The sequence below is a fragment of the Paenibacillus sp. FSL H8-0048 genome, assembly GCF_038002825.1.
Taxonomy (GTDB): Bacteria; Bacillota; Bacilli; order Paenibacillales; family Paenibacillaceae; genus Paenibacillus_AQ.
The window spans coordinates 6,894,228-6,918,430 of the sequence record NZ_JBBODF010000001.1; the positions used below are offsets into that span (position 1 = coordinate 6,894,228).

The following is a 24,203-nucleotide window of genomic DNA, read 5'->3' on the forward strand; positions in this document are numbered from 1 at the left end:
TATATGATTGAATAGCGGATTAGAAGCCTTCCACGCCTTTGTCCTTCATCAGCTGGCTGAATTTCTCATCCCAGGCCTTAAGCACGCCCTTGGCGTCCAGGCCGCCGGCGAATTCATCCTGAAGCAGACGGTACAGCTCGCTGCGGTCCACGATCATGTAGGCATCGGTGGTCAGCGTAGTCTTTTTAGGCGTGATATATTGATCGACAATCTCTTGCTTGTAGTCCGGGAGCTTCGGTGTCGTCACATCGCTGAAGTTGGAGACGGAGCCTTGGCTGTCAACCATTTTCTGGGCGACCTCTTTGCTGGCGAGGAACTCCAGGAACTGCTTCGCTTCGGCCATGTGCTTGGCTTTCTTCGGAATGAACAGCTGGCCGCCCAGTGGACTTGCGCCAAGATTCGCATCCTCTGAAGATGGAATAGCGAACAGGCCCAGATGCACATTCGGGTCCTTCTCGGCCACGTTTACAATCAGCCAGTCGCCCATGAACATCATCGCCGTTTCCTTGTTCAGGAATTTACCTACCGCCATATCGTAGCTGTCACTGAGAATGTCGGTGTTGGTGTAGCCTTTCTTGTAGACCTCATACTGCTGATCGAGGAAGGTAGCGAACTCGGGAACATCGGACCACTTCTTGCGGCCGGCATTAATGTCCTCGAACAGGGAAGGCTCGTTCTTGGCAGCCCAGTCGGCAAAAGCAGCCGCCGGCCAGATATTCGCCGCCCAGTTATCCTTAAACGGCATGAAGACCGGCGTAATGCCGCTGGCCTTGATTTTCTCGCAGACCGCCAGGAACTCCTCGTAATTCTTCGGAATCTCTAGCCCCAGATCTTTGGAAATATCCTTGTTGTAGACGACGCCCTGCATCCCGGTATCCTGGCTGTAATGGAAGCTGTAGACGTGATCGTAAGCCGAGAGCACATCCTTATTCAGCAGACGGCCCACCCAAGGCTCGTTATCGAGAATCTCGAAATTACGCTCCAGATTCAGGTCCGTAGTCGCACTGGCGAGATTGTATTGAATCAGATCCGGCACCTCGTCAACGGCCAGCTTGGTCTGTAATACGGTGGCGGTCTGCTCTGCCGGAAGCAGCTGCAGATTGATTTTGATATTGGTTTTCTGCTCGAACTCATCCAGCACATCCTGAGCCACGAACGCTGAATCCTGCGAGCTTTTGGAGATGGCCAGTTCAATGGTTACCTTTTTGCCGCTGCCGCTGCCGCCTCCGCTGTTACCGCCTCCGCTGTCCGTTGCCGCAGCATTGCCCTTGCCTGAATTGTCAGAGCCGCATGCCGCCAGCGTTAAGGTCATGATTCCAGCGAGCAGGCCTGTTGCGATTTTCTTCATTTGCTTACTCATGTGATCGCCCCCGTAGTGAATTTTCTGTGAACTGAATCCGTTTACATTGCCCATTATAGAATGAGGACGGCGCAAGGTACATGTTTGTACTTGACACTTTCTGTGTAATATTCTGAACTCCGGGACGGCTTGTCATTTCGTCCGATTGGTTGTAAAGTAGGCAGCATCCTAAGATTCAGGGGGGCTTTAGCTTGGCTACTTTTTACGACAGACTAAGCAAGAGAAGGGTTCAGGCCAGTCTGCAAACGAAATTCTTCTTCACCTTCATGCTGCTGCTGCTGATTGTGCTGGGCTGCTTCCTGGTCTATGTGAATTATATGGTGATCCAGCCGCTCAAGGACAAGACGGAGAACGAAATGAAGCTGGCGGCTGTCCAGGTCAGCGATCAGCTGAACCTCTACATCAATAACCAGAACCAGCTCTCCCAGCGGATTCTGTCGAACAAAGAGGTGTTCACGCTGCTGTCCGCAGGCGATTACTCACAGCTTACCCTTGAAGGGCTGACCCGCAGCCGCAGGCTGAAGGACATCATGTTCCAGGCGCTGGGGCCGAGTCTGAACATTGAGGATATGATGATCTATGATCTGACCGGGGAGCGGGTGGCCTCTTATATCGGATACGCGGATAGCCCGGCTTCGCTCAGGCCGTTTCTGGAAGAGAGCAGCCAGCTGCCGACCTGGAATGCAAGCGGTTACGCGCTGTACCGGCAGGGGGCGGATGCCATCTCTTTTGTGCGGGCGATCAGGAACCAGAATGGTCAGGTGTTCGGCTATCTGGCGGTGCAGCTCGACCAGCGGTACTTGAACAGATCTGCTGCGGGCCTGGCGGGCGGCAAGGTCTATATTATGGATCAGGACCAGCGGCTGGTCTCCAGTTCTCCGGCACTGCGGGAAGGGGAGAAGGTCCCCGAATTCGCAGCGTCTCCCTCTGAGTCTGCAGCAGCTAACGGAATCTATCTGAGCAGCGGCCAGAACTATGTGGCTTACCACCGCTCTGCCGAGACGGGCTGGACCACCTATGTGGTGAATCCCAGGAATGTGGTGCTGGGCCCGGTCAATTCGGTGAAATACCTCTCTATTCTGCTGATTACCGCGCTGATTCTATTCTCGTTCATCTTCATCTACTTCTCGACCCGGAACCTGCTGCTTCCGATCCGTAAGCTGCGCAGCCAGATTCTGCGGATGAACTACAGCAACCTGAATATGAAGGCGGGCCCGCGTACCCACAACAATGAGCTGATTCAACTGAATAGCGCTTTTCAGGAGCTGCTGGAGCGGTTACAGGAATCTATCGAACGGGAAAAGCTTGCGCTGCACGAAGAAGTGAAGTCGCGGAATTCCGCCCTGCAGGCACAGATCGCGCCGCATTTTATCCACAATGTGCTGTATCTGATCAGTATTGCCGCCCAGGAAGGAAAGAATAGCGTGGTGACCGAAATGTGCAAGCATCTCTCGGACAGCCTGCGTTATATTGTATCCTCCCCTTATCAGCATGTGACATTGACGGAGGAGCTGAAGCATACCGGGCATTATTTGTCCCTGATTCAGCATAATTTCGAGGATGACCTGGAGTGGGAGATTGACGGGGACGGGGGCCTGGAGCGGATTGAGCTGCCCCGGCTGGTGATCCAGCCGTTCGTGGAGAATTGTATTGAGCATGCTTTTAAGAATACGGACCCTCCTTGGAGGATTGAGGTGCGGGTGAAGGTATATAACGGCCTGTGGGCCATCGAAATCCGGGATAACGGGGAAGGCTTCGCGCCGGGCAGGATCAGGGACATTCTGGACAATATTGAGGACTCGGATTCCGGGGTCAACGAGCTTCGGCATGATACCTCAGGGATTGGCAATATGGGGATTGTGAATACGGTGAACCGGCTGAAGCTGATGTACAGGAACCGGCTGTTCTTCAACATCTACAACCACTTGGGCGGGGAAAAGGGCGCCACGGTCCAGATTATCGCATCTATGAGTAAAGACTTCTACTAGAGCCAGGGAGGGACCGCTATGTATACCGCTATCATTGCCGAGGACAGCAAGCCGATTCTGCGGAATATCGAGGCTCTTATGCAGTCCATGGAGCTGCCTGTCCGCATCGCCGCCACCGCCTCGAACGGGCTGGATGCGCTGGAATATATTCGCGCGCATCCGGTGGATATCCTGCTGACCGATATCCGCATGCCCAAGCTGGACGGGCTTGCGCTGATCGGGGAGTGCAGGCTGGTGAATCCGGCGCTCAAGGCGGTGCTGATCAGCGGCTACAGCGATTTCGAGTATACGCGCAAAGCGCTGAATCTGCAGGTGTTCGATTATCTGCTGAAGCCTGTGGAGTCGCAGCAGCTTGCCGAAGTGATGCAGCGGCTGGTCGCCCATCTGCAGGAGCAGGAGGGCAGCAGAAAGGGGCTGCCGGAGGGACTGGCCTCACCCGGGCAGCCGCGGCCTAAGAGCAGCGAGGAGCTGTTCCGGCAGCTGGAGCAATATTTGCAGGAGCAGCTCTACGCTCCGCTCTCCATTACGGAAGTAGCGCTTAAGTTCCACGTAAGCCCTTCCTATGTCAGCCGGATCTTCAAGCGGTACTCGCACCAGACCTTCGTGCATTACAGCATGCGGCTGAAGATAGCCGAAGCCTGCCGGCTGATTGCGCTCCGGCCGGAGCTGAAGGTCAAGGAGCTGTCGGAGCTGCTGTCCTTCGGCGACCAGCACTATTTCTCTAAGGTGTTCAAGGACTATACGGGCGTAAGTCCTACGGAGTATAGGGGAGGGGAGCGGCAGCAGTAGCGGGTATGAGGAGCGGTAGCGACCGTCTGAAAGCTTTCTACTGGAAAGCTCGCATCGGCAGGATGACTATATTCTGGATCAGTCATAGGAATGACTTCGCTGATTTCACCGAACACATGTACAGCGCATGGTCATCTGGGCCAAATGTGGTCGAAAAACCGACTACATTCGGTGCGATAGATACGAAGTGGGCCGGATAAGGTCGAAAAACCGACTACATTTGGTGCGGCAGAGACGAATGGGCCGGATAAGGTCGAAAAACCGACTACATTCGGTGCGATAGAGACGAGTGGGCCGGATAAGGTCGAAAAACCGACTACATTCGGTGAGGCAGAGGCGTGTGGGCCGGATAAGGTCGGAAAACCGATCACAATAGGGATGCCGTAGGCATTTTGTTCAAATATAAGAATTTATATGTTGCACACGATAATTTATTCTTCTATTTCTCGCTGAAACGGTACCGTCCTTTAAAAGGACGGCGAAGCCGTTTCCACTTGCTGAGACGGCAGCGCTGAGGATAGGCGTTGCCGTTTTTATTTGCCGTATTTTCCCGGAGGAATGCCCGTGATGTTCTTGAAGGTGCGGATGAAGTTGGCATAATCATTGAAGCCCGACAGGTAGCAGGTATCGGACACAGAGTTGCCGGCGGACAGGAGCTGCTTGGATAACGCGATCTTTTTGAGCAGGACATAACGGTAGATGGTGCCGCCGGTCTGCTGCTTGAACAGATGGCTGAGATAATATTTATCCAGTTTCAGCTCCCCGGCGATATGCCCCAGCGACAGATTCAGGTGCAGGTGGTTGTCGATATAACTCATCGCAGACTGAATATGGGAGGAGATAATGCTGGGCACGGCGGCACGGGTGCGGCTGTACAGCTCGTTGACCAGCACCAGAATCTGAATTAGGTACGTCAGGGCCAGCACCTCGCTGCCGTACTGCTTGCGCTCCAGGGCTGTAATCAGCTGTGAGGAGAGGGCGGTGTACTCTGAGAGCAGCGGCTCCTCCATCCGGGCCAGGTTATTCTCCCCGGGCTGGCGGTTCTGGAAGCAGGCCAGCAGATTCGTGGTCGCCGTACAGAACGGATAGACCAGCGGTGCTTTGAAATGAATGGTCAGCCGTTCATAAGGCTCGGGGGAGCGGTTGATGATTTTATGAATCTCATGATTGTTGAATAACAGGACGTCGCCTCGCTCCAACGGATAGCTGTATTGGTCCACGAAGCCGTTCACGCTGCCGCCCAGGAACAGGAAGATTTCATAGTGGTCATGGATATGGAAATCCCTCGTCGGAGAAATTGGAGAATTGCCGATCCCGGCCAGAATATCGCCGTCGAATGTTTCATAATACCGGGCATGCTTCAATAGTCACAGCCCCTTTCCTGTTGATCACAACATACGCAATAAATCATCATTATTCGCAAAGACATTGCAATAATACCACAATACACTAGAGAAGAAGAATACCTGAGAGGGTGGAACTAGGGATGAGTGGGATAGAACAGCGAAAATACTGGCTGGATACGATGCTGCGGATTGGAACACCGGTCCTGGAGGCGCTTGCCGCACGGAAACTGAAAGAACGGTTACCTGCGGAGTTTCATCGCGAGCGCAGCCAGTTTGCACATCTGGAGGCTTTTGCAAGGCTGGCATGCGGAATGGCTCCCTGGCTGGAGCTTGAGGGGCTTGAAGGAGAAGAAGAGCGCTTAAGAGCCCGTTATGCCGGGCTGCTGCTGGAAGCGATTGATGCGGCGGTCGATCCGCAGTCGCCTGACTATATGGAATTCAAGACCGAAGGCCAGCCGCTGGTCGATGCGGCATTTCTGGCCCATGCGCTGGTGCGTGCACCGAAAGCGGTTACAGCCCGGCTGGACGCACGGGTCAAGGGCAATCTGATTGCGGCGCTGAAGCAGACGCGGCGGACCGCTCCCAGCGGCAGCAATTGGCTGCTGTTCAGTGCGATGGTGGAAGCAGCCTTATATCTGCTGGGGGACCCGGATTATGACCGGATGCGGGTGGGCTATGCGGTCCACATGTTCATGGACTGGTACAAGGGTGACGGAGTATACGGAGACGGGAAGGATTTCCACTGGGATTACTACAACAGCTTTGTCATTCAGCCGATGCTGGTGGATGTGGTTACCCTTTTCGAACAGGAGAATGAGGAGTATGCCCGGCTTAGACCCTTGGTCCTGCAGCGGGCGCAGAGATATGCCTCCGTGCTGGAGCGCAGCATCGCCCCGGACGGGACATATCCGTTCCTTGGGCGTTCGATCGTCTACCGGTTCGGGGCATTTCAGCTGCTGTCGCAGGCGGCGCTCCAGCATTTCCTGGAAGACTCGCTGTTCCCGGCCCAGGTACGCTGCGCCTTGACCGCTGTCATTGCCCGGATTATGCAATATCCGGGTACGCTGGATGAGAACGGCTGGCTGCAGCCGGGGATCTACGGCAATCAGCCGGAGCTGGCCGAGAGCTACATTAATACGGGCAGTCTGTATCTGTGCGCCGCCGTGTTCCTGCCGCTGGGCCTGCCTCCTGCTGATCCCTTCTGGTCGGGCAGGGACATGAAATGGACGGCACTTAGAATTGTGAACGGCGAGAATGTGATGCGGGACCATGCTTTTGAATAAGGAATACAGACAGACTGAACATGAGAGGGAGCTTAGGCATGAACATACAGGAACTTAAGGCAATCGTAGAGAACATGAAGCCGGCAGATCTCAGCCTATATTATCCGCAGGGAGATTCGGCTGCTTTTTGGAGTGAGGCAGCATCTTCTGAAGTGTTGCAGGCCAGTATCAGTGAGATTCGCGCAGAAGCACAGCGGCTGGAAGGGCGGCCTATACCGCTGCTGAAGTATAGTTTGTTTACCCTTTTCCGGCAGACGGGGTCGAGACTGGAATATGAGCGCCCTTATTTTGAACGCAGAAGAAGGCTGAATACGTATGTGTTCCTTAGTCTGCTGGAGCCGGAGAACGCAGCAGCTCTGGAGCAGCTTACAGATATTCTATGGGCGATCTGCGATGAGTACACGTGGTGTGTTCCCGCTCATCTTCCTGAGAAGCATGATGCTGCTGAGATTAACCGGCATATCGATCTGTTCTCCTCCGAGACAGGCTTTACGTTAAGCGAGTGTCTGCTGCTGCTCAGGGAGCGTCTCCCGCTGCTGCTCCGCTCCCGGATACGCAGTGAGGTGGAGCGCAGGATTTTCCAGCCGTTCCTTGCGCATGGCCCGTATTTCTGGGAGACCTCCACTCACAATTGGGCGGCAGTCTGCGCGGGTTCTGTGGGTGCTGCTGCACTGCTCCTTGTGAAGGACAAGGACCTGCTGGCGGATATTCTCCTGAAGACAGAGAGCAGCATGAATTATTATCTGCAGGGCTTCGGGGAAGACGGGGCCTGCCAGGAGGGGCTGGGCTACTGGAATTACGGATTCGGCTATTTCACTTATTACAGTGATTTGCTCCGTTCAAGAAGCGGAGGCAGGCTGGACTGGTTCAAGCAGGTGAAGGTGGCACAGATCGCCCGCTTCCAGCAGCAATGCTTTATGGACGACAGCTATGTCGCCAATTTCTCTGATTCAGTCCCCCGGGTGCGGGTGCATATGGGACTCTCCCATTATCTGGCGGACGTCTATCCGGATGTCCTGCGCCCGCCGTCTGCGCTGCGCGCCCCGTTCACGGAGGATCACTGCAGCCGCTTCGCACCGGCGCTGCGTAATCTGATCTGGACAAGAGCCGGGCAGGAGAACGAGTCCTGGGAGGCAGGCAGCAGCTATCTGCCTGATGCCGCTTGGCTCGTATCGCGGCATGTCTCTGCTGCGGGCGCCTACGGCTTCGCGGCCAAGGGAGGCCATAACGACGAGCCGCATAACCATAATGACCTGGGCCAATTTATTCTGAGCGGCCGGGGGGAGATTTTCGCGGCTGATCTGGGCAGCGGAGAGTACACGGCGGACTATTTCGGTGCCGGCCGTTACGGCTATGACTGCAACGGGTCGCAGGGCCATAGCGTGCCAATTATTGACGGCCAGTTTCAGGGGGCCGGCCGGGAGTTCGAGGCAACGGTGCTGCATGCATCGGCAGCGGAGGTGAAGGATGAGCTGACGCTGGAGCTGGCCCGGGCGTACCCGGTAGCCGGACTGCAATCCCTGGTCCGTTCGCTGGTCTGGCATAAGGAGGAGCTGCCCCGTCTGGAGCTGACTGACACCTATCAGTATGACGGAGCTCCGGCAAGCTGGACGGAACGGTTCGTAACGTGGCGCAGACCGGAGCTGACGGGGCCAGGGCGAGTACTGCTACCGGGTGCTGAAGGCCAGGGTGTTCAGGTAACTTATAATCCGCAGATCGTCCGACCGGAGATTACCGCACATGTGTACCAGGACCACCATGGCAAGGACACGGTGTGGCATAGCCTGGACTTCCAGGTTCTCCAGCCCGGGGCAGAGGGCGTATTGGTGTTTACTTTTGAGTTTATGTAAGACGCACGGCACGGGTACTACATTCACATAAAGGCGGGATTCAAATGAACAGAACCATAGATCAGACTTGGGTAGATGAGGCTTGGGGTAAGGCGCTGGAGAAGACGGGAACGAACAGCATCAGCATCGGGGCCGAGTTCCCGCATGCCAGTCAAGGCGGCAAGTATGTCCTGGAAGTGCCGAGCTGGTGGACTGCGGGCTTCTGGCCGGGCATGCTCTGGCAGCTCTATGCAGGGAGCGGAGATGAGAGCCTGAAGGCTGTAGCCGAGCGCTGCGAGGAGCGGCTGGATGAGGTGCTGGACGGCTATGTGAAGCTGGACCATGATCTTGGCTTCATGTGGCTGCTGACCAGCGTTGCCAATTACAAGCTGACGGGCAGAGAAGAATCACGGGTTCGCGGGCTGAAGGCCGCCAACTATCTGGCCGCCCGCTTCAACCTGAAGGGCCGCTATATCCGGGCCTGGAATCCCTGGAGAGAAGGCGAGGACAACAGCGGGGTGGCCATTATCGACTGCAGCATGAATACCAGCTTGTTGTTCTGGGCCTCCGAAGTCACCGGAGATCCGCGTTACCGGCATATCGCGGAGGCGCATATGGATACGGTGCTGGAGCATTTCATCCGGCCGGACGGCTCGGTCTATCATATTGTCAGCTTCAACCCGGAGACGGGCGAAGTAGTAGAGAAGCTGGGCGGACAGGGGTATGCGCCGGAATCGGCCTGGTCGCGCGGTGCGGCATGGGCATTATACGGGCTGGCACTGGCCTATCATCATACCGGCAAGCTCAGCTACCTGCATGCGTCCAAGCAGGTTGCACATTTCTTCCTGACCCGGCTGCCTGAGGATCAGGTACCGCACTGGGATTTCCGCGCTCCAGGTGAGGTTGGTGAGATCCGCGATACTTCAGCCGGTTCCTGCGCAGCAAGCGGTCTGCTGCTCCTGGCCGGGCTGGTGGAAGAATCTGAGGCTCATGTCTACCGGAACGGGGCGCTTAGAATCACGGAATCTCTCTACCGCAATTACGGAACTTGGGACAATCCCGGCGAACAGGGGCTGCTGCTTCACGGCACCAGCAACTATCCTGAGGACCGGAACATCGATGTGCCGCTGATCTACGGGGATTTCTTCTATGTCGAGGCACTGGCCCGGATCAAGGGAGCAGGCCCGTTCTACTGGGAGTAGGAGGAGTATGACAATGACGAATAATAAGATGACTCCGGTAATTGGAAATCCGGCGGCAGGCGGCCTGGCGAGGGGCAATCTGGCAATTCAGAGCAATCCGCTGAAGACTCGCGGCGATCTGCTGGCTGCCCTTGACCAGCTGACAGAGCCGCTTCAGCCGCTCTATAGCAGAGGCAGCGCCAGACTTGAGATCGGAATTACGGGAGCTAGCTATCCGGCAACCACTGCCGGAATGGAAGGCTTCTCCCGGGTGCTCTGGGGAATGATTCCGTTGCTCGCCGGAGGCGGGGAAAGTAGGCTATGGGCCACTGTGCTGGAGGGCATCCGGCACGGCACCGATCCGGCCCATGAGGAATATTGGGGCAATGTGAGAGACTATGACCAGCGGCTGGTCGAGATGGCCGCCTTCGGCTTCGCGCTGGCGGCTGTGCCGGAGCATATCTGGTCCCCGCTTGCTCCGCAGGAGCAGGAGCATCTGTACAACTGGCTAAACCAGATCAATTCCCATCCCTGCTACGACTGCAACTGGCTGTTCTTCAACGTGTTAGTGAATGTCGGCTTCCGTAAGGTAGGACGGCCTTATGATGCGGTGCAGCTGGAGAGGAACCTGACGCGGATGGATGCGTTCTATCTGGGGGAAGGCTGGTACAGCGACGGCGTTAACGGACACTGTGATTATTACGGGCCCTTCGCCATCCATTACTATTCGCTGCTGTATGCGAAGCTGATGGAACGGGAAGACCCGGAGCGTTCCCGTTTGTTCAAAGAACGCGCCCGGCTGTTCGCTGCTGAATTCATCGGCTGGTTCGCCCCGGACGGCGCTGCGCTTCCCTACGGCCGCAGTCTGGCCTACCGGTTCGCCCAGTCTGCATTCTGGAGCGCCCTGGCGTATGCAGAGGTGGAAGGCTTCCCTGCCGGAGTGGTCAAAGGTATCATCCTGCGCAATCTGCGCTGGTGGTTCCGCCAGCCGATCTTCGATGCTGCGGGTGTGCTGACGATCGGATACACGTATCCGAATCTGGTCATGGCAGAGAATTATAATGCTCCCGGCTCGCCTTACTGGGCGCTGAAGACATTCCTGCCGCTTGCCCTCGGCGCGGAGCATCCGTTCTGGAGCGAACCGGAGCTGCCGCTGCCGGAGCTTCCGGCATTGAGTGTGCAGCATCCGCCGCATCTTGTTCTGGTCCACGAACCGGCTTCCGGTCATGTGGCCGCCTTCAACAGCGGGCATTTATCTACCAATGAGCATACGCATACCTCAGCCAAATACGAGAAATTCGTCTATTCCACGGGCTTCGGATTCAGCGTTCCCCGCTCAGAATGGGGATTGTCACAGGGTGCCTATGATTCTATGCTTGCGCTGAGCGAAAGGGGAGATAACCTCTACCGGGTACGGCGCCGGAATCTGCAATCTGAGATCACGGACAACGTCCTGCGGTCGGTCTGGAAGCCTTGGGTGGACGTTGAGGTGCGCACCTGGGTCATAGCAGGACTGCCCTGGCATATTCGCATTCACCGGCTGGAGACAGGACGGGCGCTGGATGCAGCCGAGGGAGGGTTCGCGCTGGGACAGGAAGCGGAGCCTGCGCAGCAGTTCGGCGGAATCGGCACAGCGGCAGCTACTGCATGGGGCACAAGCGGCATCAAGGGGCTGACGGGCTACTCGAAGGCTGAGTTAATCTGGCCAAATGCAAATACGAACCTGCTTCGTCCCCGGACAGTGCTGCCAACCTTAACGGTCTCCCTAGAGCCTGGAGTTCATTGGCTGGCCTCCGCCGTGTACGGTGATCCTTCAGTAGATGGATCTGCCAACAGTACGGGCGAAGTCAGCTCAATTCTGGACCAATCGCCTGAAGCAATGCTGAGGGTTAAGTTCAGCAAGGAGCGCATTTCAATTACCACTATTGGCGGGTCAGAGATTATAGTTCCGTTACAATAAAACATTAGCTGCATCTTCAATAGGACGTCGGCATTGGATTTAATATAGTGGAAATAGCAAGTGGTTTCGTCTCTGAACCCATTCATTAGTCTAATCAAGCGCTATGTATAAGTGCCATCTGTACAACTAAATCATCTGATGTATAGCCGAATAACCGTTTAGGTGTATTTCATACAATTAAACTGCCTCAATAATCGGTTTTTCACATATTGGGGCAGTTTTAGCTGTACAGAATACAACTAAAAGAGTAATTCTGTCCCTTTTACTGTTTTTAAATGTACAGAATACAACTATCACCGAATATTCGCTTCGAACGCCCCCAGTCAACGAATGCCCCCGACTCTACCCTACCTCTTTTAGCCACCTGAACATCGTAACCCGCCCAACCTACCCTATCTCTTTCAGCCACCTGAACGTCCCAACCCGCTAAACGTCCCAAGTCGCCCAACACCGCCTCCTTTACAAATTACAAACTCTTGCTAGTTAGACCATGGAGTCTGTAACCGCTCTCCCGATATAATGTGATAAGTATGCGAAGACGAAAGAAGCGGAGGATATGAGAGCATGATATCGGACGAGGAATTTATCATTGCCGCCCCGGAAGGGGCGGTTCAGCTATATCTGGACCCGAAGGGGACTGACTATAAGGGGCTGCGCCGGGTGGCGGAGTCTTTGTGTGCGGATATCAGACTGGTTAGCGGAATCGCGCCTGCAATACTTACCCAAGCAGAGCAGCTCACGGGCACTGTTATTATCGCCGGGCCGGCCGGCGGGAACGGGCTGATCAGCAGGCTGATTGCAGAGCACCGTCTGGATGTCTCTGCTATTGAAGGCAAGCGGGAATGCTACCGGCTGCAAATTATAGAGCAGCCGCTACCGGGAGTGGAGCGGGCGCTGGTCGTTGCGGGCAGCGATAAACGCGGGACGATTTACGGCATGTATGCTATTTCTGAGCTGATCGGAGTGAGTCCGTGGGTGTATTTTGCCGATGTGGTTCCGCAGCAGGTGGAGAGTCTGGCCCTTCCCGCAAGCAGACTGAACCGCAGCTCCAGAGAGCCGTCAGTGAAATACCGGGGGATCTTCCTTAACGATGACTGGCCTTCGCTCGGCTCCTGGGTAACCCATGCCTTCGGCGATTTCAATGAGCATTTCTATGACAAGGTATTCGAGCTCATTCTGAGGCTGAAGGGGAATTTCCTGTGGCCGGCGATGTGGAGTGCGGAATTCAGCCTGAACGGGGCAAGCAGTCCGATTGCGAATGCGGTGCATGCGGATGAATACGGCATTGTGATGGGGACCTCGCATCATGAGCCGCTGTTCCGGGCCGGCAGTGAATGGCAGAAGGTCTATGCGCAGTACGGGACAAGTAACCTGTGGGATTTCCGCCGGAATTCCCGGGCAATTACTGCATTTTGGGAGGACGGACTCAAGCGCAATGGGGCATATGAGAGCCTGGTGACGCTCGGCATGCGGGGCGAGAGCGACTCGGCGCTGGAAGGCTCGGACCAGGAGAATATTGAGCTGCTGAAGCAGATTATCCTGACCCAGAAGGCGCTGCTGAAGCAGTATAACCTGGAGCATCTGCCGCAGGTTCTGGCTGTCTACAAGGAGGTTGAGACCTACTGGTACGGTACATCCGAAGCGGAGGGGCTTAAGGACTGGGATGTTCTGCAGGATGTAATCATTCTGCTGTCGGACGATAACTTCGGCAATCTGCGCAAAATCCCGGAAAAGCATGAGCAAAAGCGCTCCCCTGGCTGGGGAATCTACTACCATTTCGACTATCACGGCGGTCCCCACTCCTATGAATGGGTGAATACCACTCCGCTGGAGAAGGTGTGGGAGCAGATGACGATGGCGTTCGATTACGGCATCCGTGAGCTATGGGTGGTGAATGCCGGCGATCTGAAGCCGATGGAACTGCCGGTCTCTTATTTCCTGGACCTGGCTTATGATTACGAGGCTTGGGGAACAGATGCGGTTAACCGGACGGCGGAGTATACGGAGCGCTGGACCAGGCAGCAGTTCGGGGCCGGAGCCCGGCCGGAGACGGTTGCCGGAATCGCCCAAGTGCTGGCGGATTACACCCGGATGAACGGGCGCCGCAAGCCCGAGATTATCAGGCCTGATACCTTCAGCCTGCTGCATCATCAGGAGGCGCAGCGATTGCTTGCCGAGGCGCTCCGTCTGGAGCGGGCAGCGGCAGCGTATGAGCTGGAGCTGCCTGAAGCGCTCAGGGATGCATATTACCAGCTGGTCTATTATCCCGCAGCCGCTTCCGCCAATGTGAACGCCATGCAGATCTATGCCGGATTGAATAGGCTGCATGCAGGGCGCGGGAGTATATTAGCTAATAGCTATGCTGTTCTTGTGGAAGAGGCCATTCAGCGCGACAAGCAGCTGGAGCAGCGCTATAACACAGGAATCTCGAACGGCAAATGGCAGGGCATGATGAGCTCCCCGCATGTCGGCTATGTCCGCTGGGATGCGGAGGGCTGGAGCTATCCTGAGGTCAGCAGAGTGATCCCCGGCCGGGAGGCCGCAATGATTGCAGGGGTGGAGGGAGTAGAGCAGGGATACACAGCAGGGACCGCCGCGCTCCCGCCGTTCACCAATCTGCTGCAAGAGCGATACCTGATTACCGTCAGCACGGGCGGAGCAGGGTTCCAGTATCAGGCGGTAAGCAGCGCAGACTGGATCAGGCTGGAGCAGGAGCAGGGCTGGATAGACAGCGGGGCGGAGATTGGCGTAACTGTGGACTGGACGAAGGTAACGGGAGCCTTAACAGGCGAGATTATCCTGACAGGTGCCGGAGGAAGCGTAACGGTTACTGTTGCTGTGGACTGGACAGATCTTGAGGGATTCGAGCCGGCTACTTTTATTGAGGCTCATGGAGTGGTGTCTATGGAAGCGGAGCATGCCATCAGCCGCGTATCGCGCGGCGGGGTGGAATGGAAGATTATCGAGAACTACGGACGGACGCTGTCAGCTGTCAAAATGTTCCCGACCGGCGTCTGCTTCGGCCGGCCGGAGAAGGCCCCTTACCTGGAGTACCGGCTGTTCGTCCGGCACGAGGGTGAATACCTGCTTAGCGTCTTCCTGGCGCCGACGAATCATTTGTCGCCGGTCAGCGGGCTGAGGTATGCTGCCGGGTTCGACGGGGAAGCGCCGGTCACCGCCGATGCGCTGCCGCCGGATTATGAAGGCGGCAATCACAGCAACGGGCCTTGGTGCCGCGCAGTAATGGACAATGCCCATGTTTCCGTGACCCGTCACCCTCTGACAGCGGGGCAGCATACCTTGCGCTTTTACGGCCTGGATGCCGGGCTGGTCCTGCAGAAGCTGGTGCTGTCCCGCGGGCCGCTGCCGGCATCCTGTCTGGGGCCGCAGGAGAGCTTCCTGACCCCTCACTCCGTATTGCTGCGGAACTGATTGGGTGTGAGGCCTTTATACTTTTTGAACACCTGATAGAAATATTTCGTATCATTATACCCGGACTGCAGAGCGATATCCTCGATCCGCATTCCGGGATCTTTGAATAGCTGGCAGGCATGCTCAATGCGGACCTTGTGCAAATAATCGATGAAGCTGATCTTAAGCTGCTGCTTGAACAGCAGGCTTAAATATCCGGGGGTAATATAGATCTCCCTGGCAACGATCTCGCGGTTGATATCCTTCATGAAGTGCTCGCCGATATAGCTCTTGGCCGCTTCGAGCAGCTTGTTGCTGTTCTTCTTGGACGTCAGATGCTCACTGACCCGCTCTGCCGTCTCCAGCAGCGACTGGAACAGGTTATCCAGACTGGAGCGGGACAGGACATGGATCAGCTCGGTCAGATTCTGCCCGAAGACTTTATTTACATTGACATTGTTCTCAATACATAATTTATACAGGGCGAAGAACAGGGCGAAGCTCGACTTGATCACCTGGTCCCTGGATACCGTCTCAGGCTTCAGGGCTACATTGAACAGCGTGAGCTTATCGGCAATGTCGCCGGGAGAACCGCCGCGTACCGCCTTCAGCACTTCCTGCTCCTCATGCAGGGGATAGGAGGACTGAGAGGACTCGGCATCGAATTCCCCGCTGTACTCCACGATTTTAGCAATGCCAGTGTAGTTGGTTGTATTCAAAGCCTGGCAGGCCTCCACGAAGGAGTGGCGCAGATGCTCAATATTCTTGTCAATGCTTCCGATCCCGGCGGACACAGTGAACTTCAAGAAGCTGGCGATATTCTCCTGAATAATCCGGATATAACCGCTTAATTCAGCCTGATCCGGCAGCTCATCCGTATTCAGAATCAGCACAATATCGTCCTGATGCTCGAAGGCAACACACAGCACAGTCTCCGGCAGCGACTCCTCGCAAATATTCTTCAGCCCGTACTTCAGCAGCTCCGTATCCTCATGCATATACTTCTCATGCAGCAGCTGGAAATTGTCGATCCGCAGCAGAATGATGCCGTACAGCAGATAAGGGAAAACCAGCTGGTTCATCTTCAGATTAGCCAGCAGCCGGGAATAAGAGGGACTCTCGGTGAGAATGAGCTGGCTTAACGTCTTCTCCTTCAGCAGGGGCAGACTCTCCCGGAAGCCTTGCCGCAGATGCTCAAGCGTACTAATCTCCAGCTTCTCCGATTGAATCTGCTCCGTGATGGCCAGCACAGTGCTCAGAATCTCCTGCCGGCGGCTCGGCTTCAGCAGATAGTTGCTGACTCCCGACCTTATGGCTTGCTGGGCATAGGCGAAATCATCGTATCCGCTCATAATGACAGATTTGACGCTGGGGTATTTCTCGGAGACAATCTTAATTAACTCCAGTCCGTCCATTTGCGGCATCCGGATATCCGTTAGCATGATATCGACCGCATAGGTATCCAGAAGTTCAAGTGCCTCCAGTCCGTCTCTGGCTTCGCCTGCAATATGGATGCCGTGCGCCTGCCAGTCAATCAGGGTGGTTATGCCTACCCGCGCCCGCTCCTCATCATCCACAATAATCATATTATACAAGGGACCATCCCCTCCGATCTGTATTTGTATTGTCTGTCCGCCTGGCTGTGTCTATTCTTGCATGTCATTTACGATCACCGGTACTACGATCTCTACGCGCGTGCCCTCTCCGGGAACACTGGTATAGTTCAAGGCATAGTCACCTTTATAAAAATGCTTCAGCCGTGCCTGTACATTCTGCACCGCATAGCCGCCGACATCCCGGGCAGTGTACACATCTGTCTCGTCAGGCATGGCAAGAAGCTTTTGCAGCGTCTCACTGCTCATCCCGCCCCCGTTATCCTCGATCACGAACCTTAGCTGATCTCCGGTCCGCTGTCCGCTGATACTAATCCGTCCGCCGCCGCGCTTGCGTTCGATGCCGTGGATCAGTGCGTTCTCAATGAAGGGCTGCAGGCTGAGCTTCAGGATGACATAGGGGTACAGCTCCTCAGGAATGTCGATCACATACTCCAGAGATTCCTGGAACCGCATCTTCTGGAGCGTAAGGTACAGCTCAATCAGCTCTTTTTCCTTGGCTACGCTGGTGAAGCTCTTGCCTTGATTCAGACTTAACCGGAACAGCCGGGAGAGGTTGATGACCATCTCGCTGATCTTGTCCTGTCCTGCCGCCTCCGCTTCCCAGAAGATCGTGTCGAGCATGTTGTAGAGGAAATGGGGGTTGATCTGGGATTGCAGCGCCTTCAGCTCCGCTTCCTGCTCCTTCAGCTTCAGCAGATAGGCGTCGTCCACAAGCGCCTTGATGTTGCTGACCATATTATTGTAGCCCCGGCTCAGCTGGCCGATCTCATCCCAATATTTGATCTCCACCTTCTCCTCGAACTGCCCGTTCTGGAAGCGCCGCATGGACAACAGCAGCGTCTTGATCGGCGCTGTCAGGAAGGAGGAGAAGAACATGAGCAGAGGAATACTAAGCACCAGGCTGGCTAATACCATAATGAGCACTGCCGATTTAATGGAATTCAGCTCCCCGGTCAGCGAAGAGAGTGGAACACTGTACAGGGTAATCCAGCCATCCTCGTTGATGTTGTAATTCAGCAGCGTATCCTTACCCTCCAGGCTGACAATGGTGTTGCCGGATCGGATGCCGGCCTTCCCCTGCTTCATCACGAAATTTACGGCTGCGGGACTATAGGTCTCTTTGCCTGCCGACAGCAGCTGTGTGCCCTGTTCACTCAGAATGAGGATGCCGTGATCCTTGTCATACAGATTTGTCAGATAGGTTCTGCGGATGGTCTCCAGATTAATGCCGACGAACACGAAGCCGATCCGGTTCCCGTTCACAATATCACGGATAATCCGGGTCATGCCGAGCTTGTCATTGCGGTTGCTTTGAATGAATACATTGTTCTCTTCTGTCAGCGGGAACCAGTAGGAGGCACCATTTAAGGCAACGGTCTGTTTATAAGTATCATTTGAGGTAATTTTGCTCAAACTATACGCACCGCTGCTGTCATCGGTGGCAACCTGAAACAGCGGCTCGGACAAGCTGCCGTACAGAGCCAGATAGTCGAAGCTTCCGGTCACCAGCATCTGGTTCATAATCGACGCGGTAGGTCCGTTATAGAGCTGGTTCTCGATCTTCGCGGAATCCGGGGTATTGCTCCGCAGAGTGTCCTGGACGACTGGAGCGAGGCTGAATACCGTGACCCAGTCGGCTAACGTCTTTTGCATACGGGCGAGATTACTGTCAATCTGCTTGAGCACGCTCTGGTTGGAATTGCTCACCTTATTGATAATCTGCTGCTTGGAGATCTTATAGGAATAAGCGCCGAGCGTGCAGGCCACCCCGGTAATCAGCAGGAAGATCAGTATGGTTATCTTGTATCGCAGGTTCAAATTCAAGTAGTAGCGCAGCACAGGATCACTAACCTTTTTGTTTTTTATCTTATGCGCAATGCCGAATATACACAAGGGAGCTGACAAACGAAGTCGACAATTTTCAACATTACTCTCTTTTTCTCTACTGACCCTGACTCTGATGCTCTGGTACGATGTGTTCAGAAACAAAGAAAGCAACCCACGATCCATAACAAATAGGGGGAATTGACATGGTTATGAATGCAAAATCCACACGTAATATACTGCTGGTTACGGCCCTTGCGGCGGTCTCGGTGCTTAGCGCATGCGGAGGCGGTAATGACAAGAACAATAATGCAGGCAGCAGCACGAACGGCGGTACAACTGGCTCTGCCGACAAGGAAGTGACGCTGCGTCTGTTCTCGAACCTTCCTGACCGTAAATCCGGCCAGGGGCTGGCAGAGCAAATGGTAATCGACAACTATATCAAAGCGAACCCCAATGTGAAGATCGATATCGAGACCCTCGCCGAGGAGCCGTTCAAAAACAAGCTGAAGGCGTACATGGCCTCAAACGAAGCATTGGATGTGACCATGGTTCACGGCGGAGCAGAGCTGAATACGCTGGTACAAGCCGGCTATGTGAAAGAGCTGGACCCTAAGGAATATGAAGGAGATACTTATAAATTCCTGCCGGGCGTGTACAAATCTTTTACCTTCAATGATAAGCTGTATGGCTTGCCCCGCAACAGTGACTATGAAGTGATCTATTATAACAAAAAGCTGTTCGATGACAACGGCATCAAGATTCCTACCACCTACGCCGAATTGCTGGAAGCAGGCAAGCAGTTCCGCGCCAAAGGCATTGAGCCGATGTCGATGAACGGTAAGGACCTGTGGAGCTTCGCGGCCTTCTTCCAGGACCTTGTGGTACGCCTTACCGGCGATCAGAACCTGATGCTGGATGCGGTAGCGAAGAAGAAGAATTTCACTGGCGACGAGAATTTCACCAAGGCTGCTGAGCTGCTGGCCCAGGCCAGAGACACCAAGCTGTTCCAGGAATCGTTCATGACAGCAGACTACGGCGCTTCCCAGAACCTGTTCACGCAAGGCCGAGCTGCTATGTGGTATATGGGCTCTTGGGAAGCAGGGATGGCAACGAATGACAAGCTGCCGGAAGACTTCCGCAACAATGTGAATGTCCTGAAATTCCCGGTTGTTGAAGGCGGCAAAGGCAAGGACACCGATCTTCTGGCCTGGAACGGCGGCGGATATTCACTGGTGAGCAACTCGAAGCATCCTGAAGAAGCCAAGAAGTTCTTCGACTATATGATGTCCGCCGATCAATGGGCCAAGATTGTATGGGATACCGGAGCGGCTGTACCGGCACAGAAATATGAGCTTACCGGCAAAGAGAGCGAGCTGCAGAAGCAGCTGACTGAAGTCCTGACAGGCGCTACCAGCACAGCGGGTTCTATCGCCCTCGACTCCGGTACACCTAAGTTCAAGGATGATGCACAGAATGCCTTCGGCAAGTTCTTCGCCGGCGGATCAACACCTGAGCAGCTGCTGGCCGATCTTCAAAAGGCTGCGGAAACACAATAACAGATCACAAATACAGATTATAGATTACTACTATAGAGAGTGAAAGGAGACGGGGCGGGAAGCATTCTTGCCCCTCTCTAATCTTAAGGATGGAGTTGGAGTTCCATGCAAAAAGTATTTAACAACAAAATGGCAATCTTTCTGTTCGTCTTTCCGGGGATTCTCCTGTTCTCCCTGACCTTTCTCGTGCCGATTGTGCTTAGCGCGTATTACTCGTTCAGAGACACCCTGTCTCCGGGAACGCCCTCGGCATTCATCGGATTCGCCAACTATACGCAGCTGCTGTTCCACGATTCACGGTTCTGGCTGGCGCTTAGAAATGCTGTACTGCTCGGTTTGGGCTTCATCCTGATCCAACACCCGATTGCCATCTTTTTTGCCATTATGCTGGACCGCCTCGGCGGTAAGGCAGAGAAGTGGTTCAGAACGATTTTCTTCATCCCGTGTGTCATTTCTGTAGTCGTTATTTCAAAAATGTGGCTGTCCCTGCTGGACCCTACCTTCGGCGCCTTCAACAAAATGCTTGATTCCCTGGGGCTTGGAATGCTTAAGCATGCCTGGCTGGGGGATAGCAGCACCGCGCTGATCTCCATGCTGTTCATCCTGATCTGGGCCGGCTTCGGCTGGGGATTGCTGTTCTATTATGCAGGACTCAAAGGCATTCCCGATGATTTGTATGAAGCCGCTTCACTGGACGGAGCCTCCGGCTTCCGATTGCACTGGCGGATTACAGTTCCGCTGCTGTCACCGGTTATTACGGTGCAGATTACTTTGGCTATGATTACCGCCTTGAAACAGATGGAAACCGTGTTCCTGACCACTAACGGCGGTCCCGGTGATTCCACCCAATTCCTGGCTGTGTATCTCTATAACAAGGCGTTCTCGGCCAGCCAATATGGTTATGCCAACGCCATTTCAATTCTGTTCATTATTGTCTGCCTGCTTGCCACCTATATCAGCAACAAACTGACCCGCAGTGATGCGACGGAATTCTAAGGAGGAATCACCATGACAAAAAGCACAAAAACCATACTATGGGTGTTCTTCCTGATCGTCGCCCTGGTCCAGCTGTTCCCGCTCATCTGGCTGATTGATTTCTCGTTCTTGAGCAGCAATGAGTTCTACTCCTCCAGCGTCCTGAAATGGCCGAGTGATCCCCAGTGGCAGAACTATATCAATGCCTGGGTGGACGGTAAATTCCTGCGCTACTTCATTAACAGTGCCTTCGTTACCTCGGTAACGATTCTGTTAACAGTGATTCTGTCCCTTACGCTGGGCTATGCCTTTACCCGTATGCAGTGGAAGCTGCGCCCCATCTTCTTCACCATTATCCTGCTGGGGATTATGATTCCGATTCATGCGACCCTGCTGCCTAACTTTGCCATCTTCAAGGCGCTGGGACTGACCAATTCCTATCTGGGGCTGATCCTGCCTTACACCGCAGTGTCTGTACCGCTGGGGACCTTCATCCTGACCGGCTTCATGCGGAGCATTCCGAAGGCGATGGAAGAGTCCGCTGTAGTAGACGGAGCGAACATTTACCGGATTGTCTTCCAGATCATTGCACCGCTTACTGCGCCTGCACTGGTTACGGTCATCGTTACAACGTTCCTGAACTGCTGGAATGAATTCATTATGGCATCGACCTTCCTCAGTAAAGATGCGCTGAAGACGCTGCCCTTCTCGGTCATGAACTTCGCCGGCCAGTATTCCTCAGACTACGGCTCACAATTTGCGGTCATGGTGCTGACATCGATACCGGCCATTGTCATCTACGCCATTTTCAATGAACAGATTACCAAGGGTGTGACAGCAGGTGCGGTAAAAGGCTAAACTTAAAGCGAACCAAGCTCTATGTGTATGCTAACAAAACTCTTAGCGTATGCTTCCGAAGCTAGTTTTGCGAAGAGAATTCAGGATGTGTATGCTAACAAAACTCTAAGCGTATGCTTCCGGAGCCAGTTTTGCGAAGAGATTCAGGATGAATATGCTATCAAAACTTTCAGGAGGACTATAATGGATCACTTGTTATACGGCGTTGCTTATTATGATGAATACATGCCTTATGACCGTCTTACGCAGGACATCCAAATGATGAAGGATGCGGGCATTAATACCGTCCGGATCGCCGAATCCACCTGGAGCACGCATGAGCCGCAGAACGGGGTATTCGACTTCTCTTCTGTACAGAGAGTGCTCGATGCGATGCATGAGGCCGGAATTCATGTCATTGTGGGAACACCTACCTATGCGGTGCCGGCCTGGATGGTCAAGGAGCACCCTGAGGTGCTGGCCGTGACTGTGAAAGGGGAAGGCAAATATGGCGCCAGACAGATTATGGATATCACTAGTCCGGCGTATCTGTTCCACTCGGAGCGGATCATCCGCAAGCTGATGGCTGTGGTACATAAGCATCCGTCAGTCATCGGCTACCAGATCGATAATGAGACCAAGCATTATGAGACAGCCGGACCGAACGTCCAGCTTAGATTCGTCAAATACATGAGGGAAACCTACGGAACACTTGAAGCCATCAACCACCAGTTCGGTCTGGATTACTGGAGTAACCGGATCGACAGCTGGGAGGACTTCCCGTCCATGGTGGGGACGATCAACGGCAGCTTGGGGGCGGAATTCGCCCGGTTCCAGCGGGGACTGGTGAATGAGTTCCTGGCATGGCAGGTCGGAATCGTGAATGAGTATAAGCAGCCGGGGCAGTTCACCACCCATAATTTCGATTTTGAGTGGCGGGGGTATTCGTTCGGCGTTCAGCCTTCGGTGGATCATTTTGCGGCTTCGCAGCCCTTTGACATTGCAGGCACAGATATCTATCACCCGTCTCAGGATCAGCTTACAGGTGCCGAGATTGCCTTCGGCGGAGATATGACCCGCTCGCTGAAGCAGGATAACTACTTCGTGCTGGAGACCCAGGCGCAAGCATTCCCCGAGTGGACGCCTTATCCGGGACAGCTGCGGCAGCTGGCGTTCAGCCATCTGGGCTCAGGCGCTTCAATGGTCGCCTACTGGCATTGGCATTCGATTCATAATTCCTTCGAGACCTACTGGAAGGGCTTGCTCAGCCATGATTTCCTGCCGAATCCGGTATATAAGGAAGCCCAGACTATCGGCGCGGACTTCAAGCGGTTAAGCGATCAGCTTATCGGACTGAAGAAGAGCAGCAAGGTGGCCGTTATGGTCAGCAATGAAGCATTGTCAGCGATCGAATGGTTCAAGCTGCCCGGCGGTTTGATCTATAACGATGTGGTCCGCTGGATGTACGATGAGCTCTATAAAATGAACATCGCCTGCGATTTCATCCAGCCGGGAAGCCCGCGCCTCAGCGAGTATGAGCTGGTTGTGGTTCCTGCACTGTATGCCGCCGGGGACGAAGCACTCCAGCAGTTGAATGACTACGTCCGCAGCGGCGGGCATGTGGTCTACTCCTTCAAGAGCGGATTCACTGATGAACAGGTGAAGGTACGTCACACGGCGCAGCCCGGGATCATTCATGAGGCCTGCGGCATTGCTTACAGTCATTTTGCCACGCCGAATGCGGTTACGGGACTTACCGGCAAGCTGTTCCCTGAGGGAGACGAAGCAGGCGTTCACACCGTCCACACCTGGATGGAAATGATCGTTCCCGGTTCAGCGGAGGTGCTGGCCAGCTACGATCATCCCCAGTGGGGCGAATATGCTGCCGTCACCCGTAATACCTTCGGCGAAGGAACAGCCACCTACATCGGTTGTATGACCGGACCTGCCGCACTTGCGGAGATCCTGCGCGACACGCTCCAGCTGGCCGGGTTATGGGGTGCGGACCAGCAGCTGTCGTTCCCGCTCATCGTGAAGTCCGGCGTGAACCGCCAGGGCCGCACTATCCGTTACTACTACAACTACTCCGCCCAGCCGCTCAGCTTCAAGTATCCGCATGAGGCTGGTCAGGAGCTGTTGTCCGGCGATACGGTCGGGCAGGATGAAGAACTTACACTTGATGCTTGGGGCGTTATGATTATTAATTAAACGGGGCACTCCTGTTATACAATAGCTCTACCATGCC

At 54.7% G+C, this 24,203-nt stretch carries 15 protein-coding genes; 11 read left to right on the forward strand and 4 right to left on the reverse strand.

What is annotated here, in order from left to right; translation table 11 throughout:
• Positions 1-19: 19 nt before the first annotated feature.
• Complete coding sequence (locus tag NSU18_RS29775) at positions 20-1,360, reverse strand: ABC transporter substrate-binding protein (RefSeq protein WP_341150774.1); 1,341 nt, start codon at positions 1,358-1,360, stop codon at positions 20-22.
• Positions 1,361-1,551: 191 nt separating this feature from the next.
• Between NSU18_RS29775 and NSU18_RS29780 the strand changes: the two genes are divergently transcribed.
• Both NSU18_RS29780 and NSU18_RS29785 read left to right on the forward strand, forming a co-directional pair.
• Positions 1,552-3,348 carry a sensor histidine kinase gene (locus tag NSU18_RS29780; protein WP_341150775.1) on the forward strand — a complete coding sequence of 599 codons (1,797 nt, stop codon included), beginning with the start codon at positions 1,552-1,554 and terminating at the stop codon, positions 3,346-3,348.
• Positions 3,349-3,366: 18 nt separating this feature from the next.
• The gene (locus NSU18_RS29785) at positions 3,367-4,137 is read left to right on the forward strand and encodes a response regulator transcription factor (RefSeq protein ID WP_341150776.1); all 771 of its coding nucleotides are present in this window, start codon (positions 3,367-3,369) and stop codon (positions 4,135-4,137) included.
• 533 nt (positions 4,138-4,670) lie between these two features.
• Here the strand turns inward: NSU18_RS29785 and NSU18_RS29790 are convergent.
• Positions 4,671-5,501, reverse strand: a complete 831-nt coding sequence (locus tag NSU18_RS29790; RefSeq protein WP_341017907.1) for a helix-turn-helix domain-containing protein — start codon at positions 5,499-5,501, stop codon at positions 4,671-4,673.
• Between the two features lie 122 nt (positions 5,502-5,623).
• On the opposite strand from NSU18_RS29790, the gene NSU18_RS29795 reads away from it, so the two are divergent.
• The 5 genes from NSU18_RS29795 (at position 5,624) to NSU18_RS29815 (ending at position 15,168) form a co-directional block, all read left to right on the forward strand.
• Positions 5,624-6,766: a DUF2264 domain-containing protein gene (locus NSU18_RS29795; protein WP_341150777.1), complete on the forward strand. Its 1,143-nt coding sequence runs from the start codon at positions 5,624-5,626 to the stop codon at positions 6,764-6,766.
• A gap of 38 nt (positions 6,767-6,804) precedes the next feature.
• Complete coding sequence (locus NSU18_RS29800) at positions 6,805-8,616, forward strand: hypothetical protein (RefSeq protein WP_341150778.1); 1,812 nt, start codon at positions 6,805-6,807, stop codon at positions 8,614-8,616.
• Between the two features lie 44 nt (positions 8,617-8,660).
• Positions 8,661-9,797, forward strand: a complete 1,137-nt coding sequence (locus NSU18_RS29805) for a glycoside hydrolase family 88 protein (protein ID WP_341150779.1) — start codon at positions 8,661-8,663, stop codon at positions 9,795-9,797.
• Between the two features lie 28 nt (positions 9,798-9,825).
• Positions 9,826-11,736 carry a DUF2264 domain-containing protein gene (locus tag NSU18_RS29810; protein ID WP_341151119.1) on the forward strand — a complete coding sequence of 637 codons (1,911 nt, stop codon included), beginning with the start codon at positions 9,826-9,828 and terminating at the stop codon, positions 11,734-11,736.
• 564 nt (positions 11,737-12,300) lie between these two features.
• On the forward strand, positions 12,301-15,168 hold the full coding sequence (locus NSU18_RS29815; RefSeq protein WP_341150780.1) for a glycosyl hydrolase 115 family protein: 2,868 nt from the start codon (positions 12,301-12,303) through the stop codon (positions 15,166-15,168).
• Here NSU18_RS29815 and NSU18_RS29820 read toward each other — a convergent pair.
• Both NSU18_RS29820 and NSU18_RS29825 read right to left on the reverse strand, forming a co-directional pair.
• The gene (locus tag NSU18_RS29820) at positions 15,144-16,733 is read right to left on the reverse strand and encodes a response regulator (protein ID WP_341018655.1); all 1,590 of its coding nucleotides are present in this window, start codon (positions 16,731-16,733) and stop codon (positions 15,144-15,146) included. The genes NSU18_RS29815 and NSU18_RS29820 overlap by 25 nt on opposite strands.
• A gap of 60 nt (positions 16,734-16,793) precedes the next feature.
• The gene (locus NSU18_RS29825; RefSeq protein ID WP_341017913.1) at positions 16,794-18,587 is read right to left on the reverse strand and encodes a sensor histidine kinase; all 1,794 of its coding nucleotides are present in this window, start codon (positions 18,585-18,587) and stop codon (positions 16,794-16,796) included.
• 206 nt (positions 18,588-18,793) lie between these two features.
• On the opposite strand from NSU18_RS29825, the gene NSU18_RS29830 reads away from it, so the two are divergent.
• The 4 genes from NSU18_RS29830 (at position 18,794) to NSU18_RS29845 (ending at position 24,166) form a co-directional block, all read left to right on the forward strand.
• A complete protein-coding gene (locus NSU18_RS29830) occupies positions 18,794-20,146 on the forward strand; it encodes an ABC transporter substrate-binding protein (RefSeq protein WP_341150781.1) in 1,353 nt (450 codons plus the stop codon).
• Between the two features lie 105 nt (positions 20,147-20,251).
• Positions 20,252-21,142 (forward strand): carbohydrate ABC transporter permease, encoded by an 891-nt coding sequence (locus tag NSU18_RS29835; protein ID WP_341017917.1) that lies wholly within the window; start codon positions 20,252-20,254, stop codon positions 21,140-21,142.
• 12 nt (positions 21,143-21,154) lie between these two features.
• A complete protein-coding gene (locus tag NSU18_RS29840; RefSeq protein WP_036698676.1) occupies positions 21,155-21,979 on the forward strand; it encodes a carbohydrate ABC transporter permease in 825 nt (274 codons plus the stop codon).
• Between the two features lie 183 nt (positions 21,980-22,162).
• The gene (locus NSU18_RS29845; protein WP_341017919.1) at positions 22,163-24,166 is read left to right on the forward strand and encodes a beta-galactosidase; all 2,004 of its coding nucleotides are present in this window, start codon (positions 22,163-22,165) and stop codon (positions 24,164-24,166) included.
• Positions 24,167-24,203 lie beyond the last annotated feature (37 nt).

What these genes read in the sequence shown, in the direction of transcription:
- NSU18_RS29840 (WP_036698676.1), top strand. Translation starts at nt 21,155, where the DNA reads ATGACAAAAAGCACAAAAACCATACTATGGGTGTTCTTCCTGATCGTC.
- NSU18_RS29810 (WP_341151119.1), top strand. Translation starts at nt 9,826, where the DNA reads ATGACTCCGGTAATTGGAAATCCGGCGGCAGGCGGCCTGGCGAGGGGC.
- NSU18_RS29815 (WP_341150780.1), top strand. Translation starts at nt 12,301, where the DNA reads ATGATATCGGACGAGGAATTTATCATTGCCGCCCCGGAAGGGGCGGTT.
- NSU18_RS29820 (WP_341018655.1), bottom strand. Translation starts at nt 16,733, where the DNA reads ATGATTATTGTGGATGATGAGGAGCGGGCGCGGGTAGGCATAACCACC.
- NSU18_RS29830 (WP_341150781.1), top strand. Translation starts at nt 18,794, where the DNA reads ATGGTTATGAATGCAAAATCCACACGTAATATACTGCTGGTTACGGCC.
- NSU18_RS29835 (WP_341017917.1), top strand. Translation starts at nt 20,252, where the DNA reads ATGCAAAAAGTATTTAACAACAAAATGGCAATCTTTCTGTTCGTCTTT.
- NSU18_RS29845 (WP_341017919.1), top strand. Translation starts at nt 22,163, where the DNA reads ATGGATCACTTGTTATACGGCGTTGCTTATTATGATGAATACATGCCT.
- NSU18_RS29785 (WP_341150776.1), top strand. Translation starts at nt 3,367, where the DNA reads ATGTATACCGCTATCATTGCCGAGGACAGCAAGCCGATTCTGCGGAAT.
- NSU18_RS29795 (WP_341150777.1), top strand. Translation starts at nt 5,624, where the DNA reads ATGAGTGGGATAGAACAGCGAAAATACTGGCTGGATACGATGCTGCGG.
- NSU18_RS29800 (WP_341150778.1), top strand. Translation starts at nt 6,805, where the DNA reads ATGAACATACAGGAACTTAAGGCAATCGTAGAGAACATGAAGCCGGCA.
- NSU18_RS29805 (WP_341150779.1), top strand. Translation starts at nt 8,661, where the DNA reads ATGAACAGAACCATAGATCAGACTTGGGTAGATGAGGCTTGGGGTAAG.
- NSU18_RS29775 (WP_341150774.1), bottom strand. Translation starts at nt 1,360, where the DNA reads ATGAGTAAGCAAATGAAGAAAATCGCAACAGGCCTGCTCGCTGGAATC.